The 5,730-nt window shown below is 73.5% G+C and carries 4 protein-coding genes and 2 pseudogenes; 3 read left to right on the forward strand and 3 right to left on the reverse strand.

Going from position 1 to position 5,730, the window contains the following annotated elements; translation table 11 throughout:
- Positions 1-82: 82 nt before the first annotated feature.
- Complete coding sequence (locus ACFW2E_RS32805; RefSeq protein WP_384471295.1) at positions 83-274, forward strand: DUF5999 family protein; 192 nt, start codon at positions 83-85, stop codon at positions 272-274.
- A 70-nt stretch (positions 275-344) separates the two neighbouring features.
- Here ACFW2E_RS32805 and ACFW2E_RS32810 read toward each other — a convergent pair whose 3' ends face one another.
- Positions 345-743: a RidA family protein gene (locus ACFW2E_RS32810; protein WP_384471298.1), complete on the reverse strand. Its 399-nt coding sequence runs from the start codon at positions 741-743 to the stop codon at positions 345-347.
- Positions 740-1,942, reverse strand: a complete 1,203-nt coding sequence (locus ACFW2E_RS32815) for an acyl-CoA dehydrogenase family protein (RefSeq protein ID WP_384471301.1) — start codon at positions 1,940-1,942, stop codon at positions 740-742. Before ACFW2E_RS32815 ends, ACFW2E_RS32810 begins: the two co-directional genes overlap by 4 nt.
- A 146-nt stretch (positions 1,943-2,088) precedes the next feature.
- Here ACFW2E_RS32815 and ACFW2E_RS32820 point away from each other — a divergent pair, with 146 nt between their 5' ends.
- Together ACFW2E_RS32820 and ACFW2E_RS32825 are read left to right on the forward strand one after the other, a co-directional pair.
- Positions 2,089-3,681 carry an AMP-binding protein gene (locus tag ACFW2E_RS32820; protein WP_384471303.1) on the forward strand — a complete coding sequence of 531 codons (1,593 nt, stop codon included), beginning with the start codon at positions 2,089-2,091 and terminating at the stop codon, positions 3,679-3,681.
- Between the two features lie 15 nt (positions 3,682-3,696).
- A pseudogene (locus ACFW2E_RS32825) lies at positions 3,697-4,509 on the forward strand (PaaX family transcriptional regulator C-terminal domain-containing protein).
- A gap of 273 nt (positions 4,510-4,782) precedes the next feature.
- Here the strand turns inward: ACFW2E_RS32825 and ACFW2E_RS32830 are convergent.
- Positions 4,783-5,652 (reverse strand): annotated as a pseudogene (locus ACFW2E_RS32830) (bifunctional salicylyl-CoA 5-hydroxylase/oxidoreductase); the annotation flags it as partial.
- Positions 5,653-5,730 lie beyond the last annotated feature (78 nt).

The raw sequence follows: 5,730 nt of genomic DNA on the forward strand, positions 1-5,730 counted from the left end.
GTCCACGAGGGGAGCATGGTCTACTCGTGCCGGGCGGCGAGCGGGCCGCCGGCACCCGTCACATCCGACGTGGAGGTGCGCCATGTGTTCCCACCAGACCCCGGCCCATGACAGCGGCGCCCCGCACATCGTCGCCGCCCGCCCCGAGCAGGGCTGGAGCCTGCTGTGCGACGGGGGGATCGTCTTCGACGACACGGGCGAGCTGCACGCCGACGGCAGCGTCGTCCCGCCGCACCGGGCACCGGCCGGGCGGCTGACGGTCGCCGCCGCCTGACCCGGCCCTGGGTCCTGCCGTCGAATGCCCGCCCGCCCTGCGGCCGACGACGGGGATGTGACGACGGGACCTAGGGCAGCACCGCGAAGCCGTCGAGTTCCACCAGAGCCTGCTCGTCCCACAGTCGTACGACCTCGACGACCGCCATCGCGGGATAGTCCCGGCCCGCCAACCGGCGCCAGACGCTGCCCAGTTCGCGGACGTGGGTGCGATAGTCGGCCACGTCGGTGGCGTAGACGGTGACGCGGGCGAGGTCGGCGGGGGTGCCGCCGGCGGCCCGCAGGGCGGTCAGGAGGCCGGTGAGCGCCTTCTCGAACTGCTCGGGAAGGGTGTCACCGACGATCTTGCCGTCGGTGTCGAGGGCGGTCTGGCCCGCCAGGAAGACCACTCGGCTCCCGGTGGCGACGACGGCGTGGGAGAAGCCCTGGGGCGGGGAGAGCTCCGGCGGGTTGACACGCTCGGTCGTCATGGACGGGCCTCCCGGGTGGCGTACGGCTGCGTGTGCGACTCCTTGTACAACTCCTTGGCGATGATGCCGCGTTGGACCTCACTGGCGCCCTCGTAGATGCGCGGCGCGCGCACTTCGCGGTAGAGGTGCTCCAGCGGATGGCCCCGTTGCAGTGCGCGGGCGCCGTGCAGCTGGACGGCCGCGTCGACGACGTACTGGGCGGTCTCGGTGGCGAGCAGCTTCGCCATGGCCGCGCGCTTGGGGACGTCGGGGGCGGCCTCGTCGTACGCCGTTGCCGCCGCGTACACCATCAGCCGGGCCGCGTCCGTGCGCAGCGCCATCTCCGCGACCTGGTGGGCGACGGCCTGAAGGTCCCGCAGCTTGCCGCCGAACGCGTCCCGCCGGGCGGTGTGGGCGAGGGTCGCGTCCAGCGCCGCCTGGGCCATGCCGACGGCGAAGGCGCCCACGCTGGGGCGGAAGAGGTTGAGGGTGCCCATCGCGACACGGAAGCCCCGGTCGGCCTCGCCGAGCATGTCGTCCGCGCCGACGGGCACGGCGTCGAAGTCGAGGCTGCCGATGGGGTGCGGGGAGAGCATCTCCAGCGCGGCACCGGTGAGACCGGGCCGGTCCGCGGGCACGAGGAACGCGGTCACACCGCGGGCACCGGCGTCGGGGGTGGTCCGCGCGAACACGGTGTAGAAGTCGGCCTCGGGAGCGTTGGAGATCCAGCACTTCCGGCCGGTGAGCCGCCAGCGCCGGGGGCCGTCCGGGACGGCGTCGAGCGCGGGGCCGGCGTCCGGCGAGACGTCCGGATCCGGATCCGCCCGCAGCCCCAGTGCCGCCGCGTCGGAGCCCGCGCCCGGCTCGCTCAGGGCGAACGCGGCCACCGCGGTGCCGTCGGACACCCGGGGCAGCCAGCGCTCCCGCTGGGCCGGGGTGCCGTGGGCGTGGACCGGGTGGGCGCCGAGACCCTGCAGGGCGAGGGCGGTCTCCGCCTCCGTACAGGCGCGGGCCAGGGACTCACGCATGAGGCAGAGGTCGAGGGCGCCGGAGGTGAACAGGCGCGACAGCAGGCCGAGACGGCCCAGTTCCGTCAGGAGCGGGCGGTTGACCCGCCCGGGTTCGCCCTTCTCCGCCAGTGGGCGCAGCCGATCCGCGGCCAGCGCACGCAGCTCGGCGCACCAGGCGTTTTGTTCCGGTTCGAGCGAGAATGCGGGCACAGCCGGTCCTCCCTCCACGGCGGGCCGCCATCGACCCCCACCCGACCGTATCGCGTACTGTTGACTGTCGTCACCAACACGATACGCTCCTTGCGCGAGCGCACCACGAGCCCACGCGAGCCCACCCGGCAAGGGGGCGAATCGTCATGAACGTCTCGGCGCACATCGACACCTTCGCGCGCGACCATCTGCCGCCGCCCGACCAGTGGCCCGAGCTCCGCTTCGACCTGCCGGAGCTGCGTTACCCCGACCGGCTGAACTGTGCCGCCGAGCTGCTGGCCCACGCCGATCCGGCGCGTCCCGTGTTCCACACGCCCACCGGCGGCTCCTGGACCTACGGCGACCTCCGCGCCCGCGTCGACCGCGTCGCACACGTTCTCACCCGCGATCTCGGCGTGGTCCCGGGCAACCGCGTCCTGCTGCGCGGTCCCACCACGCCCTGGCTGGCGGCCTGCTGGCTGGCGGTGCTGAAGGCGGGCGCGGTGGCCGTCACCGTGCTGGCCCAGCAGCGCCCGCACGAGCTGGCCACGATCTGCTCCATCGCCCGGGTGGAGCACGCGCTGTGCGACATCCGGGCGGTCGACGACCTCGCCAAGGCCGAGATACCGGGGTTGCGCGTCACGACGTACGGAGGCGACGCGCCGGACGACCTCCTGCACCGCCCCACGCCGGAGACCCCGTACCCCGCCGTCGACACCGCGGCGGACGACGTGGCATTGATCGCGTTCACATCCGGCACCACCGGCCGCCCGAAAGGGTGTATGCACTTCCACCGGGATGTGCTCGCCATAGCCGACACCTTCTCGAAGCATGTGCTGAAACCACATGTGGACGATGTCTTCGCGGGCAGTCCCCCGCTCGGCTTCACCTTCGGCCTCGGCGGGCTCGTGGTGTTCCCGATGCGCGCGGGCGCCAGCGCCCTGCTCCTGGAACAGGCGGGACCCAAACAGCTGTTGCCCGCGATCGCCGAGCACCGGGTCTCCGTCCTGTTCACCGCGCCCACCGCGTACCGCGCGATGCTCGACGAGCTGGACGGTCATGACGCCTCGTCCCTCAGACGCTGCGTCTCCGCCGGCGAGAACCTGCCCGCCGCCACCTGGCGGGCCTGGTACGAGCGCACCGGCCTGCGGATCATCAACGGCATCGGCGCCACCGAGCTGCTGCACATCTTCATCTCCGCCGCCGACGAGCACATCAGGCCCGGGACGACGGGTGTTGCCGTACCGGGGTGGCACGCGCGTGTACAGGACGCGAACGGGGATCCGGTGCCGGACGGGGAGCCCGGGCTGCTCGCCGTGCGCGGGCCCGTGGGATGCCGCTACCTGGCCGACCCCCGGCAGCGGGAGTACGTGCGCGGCGGCTGGAACGTCACCGGCGACACCTACGTCCGTGAGGGCGACGGCTACTTCCGGTACGTCGCCCGCGCCGACGACATGATCATCTCGGCCGGGTACAACATCGCCGGACCCGAGGTGGAGGACGCCCTGCTGCGCCATCCGGACGTGGTCGAGGCGGCGGTGGTCGCACGGCCCGACGAGGCCCGCGGGCAGGTGGTGGTGGCGTACACCGTGGTGAAGGAGGGCGCGGACCGGGACGCCGGGGCACTGCGTGCGTTCGTCAAGTCCGAGCTGGCACCGTACAAGTGCCCGCGCGAGATCGTCTTCCTGGACGCGCTGCCGCGCACCGCGACCGGCAAGCTCCAGCGCTTCCGGCTGCGCACTGATGGTGACCAGCAGTGATGCCGAAGACCTAAGATGATCAATGTGTCCGAGCAGCACGCACCACGGTCCCTCATCGTCACGCTCTACGGCGCGTACGGCCGCTTCATGCCCGGCCCGGTGCCGGTCGCCGAGCTGATCCGGCTGCTGGCCGCGGTCGGCGTGGACGCACCGTCCGTACGCTCGTCGGTGTCCCGGCTGAAACGGCGCGGACTGCTGCTGCCCGCCCGTACGGCACTGGGCGCCGCCGGGTACGAACTGTCACCCGAGGCACGGCAGTTGCTGAAGGACGGCGACCGGCGCATCTACGCGACGGCGCGGCCTCGGGACGAGGGCTGGGTGCTCGCCGTGTTCTCGGTGCCCGAGTCGGAGCGGCAGAAGCGGCACGTGCTGCGCTCCCGGCTGGCGGCCCTGGGCTTCGGCACCGCGGCGCCGGGCGTGTGGATCGCCCCGGCCCGGCTGTACGAGGAGACCCGGCACACCCTCCAGCGCCTGCGGCTCGACCCGTAAGTCGAATTCTTCCGCGGCGAGCACCTCGGCTTCGCGCCCACGGTCGAGGCGGTCGCCCGCTGGTGGGACCTGGCCGCGATCGCCAAGGAGCACGAGGCGTTCCTGGACGCGCACGCGGCCGTGCTGTGCGGCTGGGAGGGGCGCGCGGACACCCCGCCCGAGGAGGCCTACCGCGACTACCTCCTGGCCCTGGACAGCTGGCGGCACCTCCCCTACACCGACCCCGGACTCCCCGCGCACCTGCTGCCCGCGAACTGGCCGGGCGCCCGCTCCGCCGAGGTGTTCCGGGGGCTCCACGAGCGGCTGCGCGAGGCGGGGGCCGCCTTCGCCGGACTGTGACCCCGGCTGCGTCTCGGCGTACACGGCGGGGCGGTCGACGCGCGTGCACTCACCCGGGAGGTCTCGGCGGCCGTCCGCCTTCCGGCCGACCGGCCGCAGCGGGTCGGCGGCCACGTTCTGCTCAGCACACCACCCGCACGGTGCGGACGATCCTGCACGACCTCGCCGGGGCGGGATCACCCTGCGCACCGCCGAACCGCCGCCGCTCGGCGGTTGCGCACGGCGCGACGCCGACCGCGGGCACGGTGGCACTCGCCTGACCTCCCCAGGCCCTCAGGTCCCCAGTGAGAGACGTGGTTTGGGAGCGTCGGTGCGTCCGGTCTGCGGGCGCCGGCTGCCCGCGCGGTACGGGTCGGGCCAGACGACGCCCGGACCCTCGTACCCCTGCTCGGCGGCGGCGTGCAGCGTCCAGTGCGGGTCGTACAGGTGCGGGCGCGCCAAGGCGCACAGGTCCGTACGCCCGGCCAGGAGCAGGGAGTTGACGTCGTCCCAGGAGGAGATCGCGCCGACCGCGACGACCGGGACGCCGACCTCGTGCCGGATCCGGTCGGCGAACGGTGTCTGGTACGACCGCCCGAACTCCGGCTGCTCCTCGGCCACCACTTGTCCGGTCGAGACGTCGATCGCGTCCGCGCCGTGCTCGGCGAAGGCGCGGGCGATCCCGACGGCGTCCTCGGCCGTGGTGCCGCCCTCGGCCCAGTCGGTGGCGGAGATGCGCACGGTCATGGGCCGCTCCTCCGGCCACACCGCGCGTACGGCGTCGAAGACCTCCAGCGGGAAGCGCAGCCGTCTGTCGAGCGAGCCGCCGTAGGCGTCGGTGCGCCGGTTGGTCAGCGGGGAGAGGAAGCCCGAGAGCAGATAGCCGTGGGCGCAGTGGAGTTCGAGCAGGTCGAAGCCCGCGCGGGCGGCGCGCCAGGCGGCGGCCGTGAACTGTTCGCGGATGTCGGTGAGCTGGGCGCGGGAGAGCTGGCGCGGGGTCTGGCTGTCCGGCCCGTACGGGATCGGGGAGGCGGCCACGAGCGGCCAGTTGCCGTCGGGCAGCGGCTCGTCGATGCCCTCCCACATCAGCTTGGTCGAGCCCTTGCGGCCGCTGTGGCCGAGTTGCACGCCGATCGCGGTCCCCGGGGCGCTGGTGTGCACGAACTACGTGATACGCCCCCCGGCCGAGGGCCGGGGGCCCCGGGTTCTGGCGGGGGGCCCCGGGGGGTTACCGCCCCACAC

It is taken from the genome of Streptomyces sp. NPDC058964 (assembly GCF_042741275.1).
Lineage (GTDB): Bacteria > Actinomycetota > Actinomycetes > Streptomycetales > Streptomycetaceae > Streptomyces.

Excerpts from the sequence above, each read along its gene's own strand:
- ACFW2E_RS32805 (WP_384471295.1), top strand. The coding sequence starts at position 83 with ATGTGTTCCCACCAGACCCCGGCCCATGACAGCGGCGCCCCGCACATC.
- ACFW2E_RS32810 (WP_384471298.1), bottom strand. The coding sequence starts at position 743 with ATGACGACCGAGCGTGTCAACCCGCCGGAGCTCTCCCCGCCCCAGGGC.
- ACFW2E_RS32820 (WP_384471303.1), top strand. The coding sequence starts at position 2,089 with ATGAACGTCTCGGCGCACATCGACACCTTCGCGCGCGACCATCTGCCG.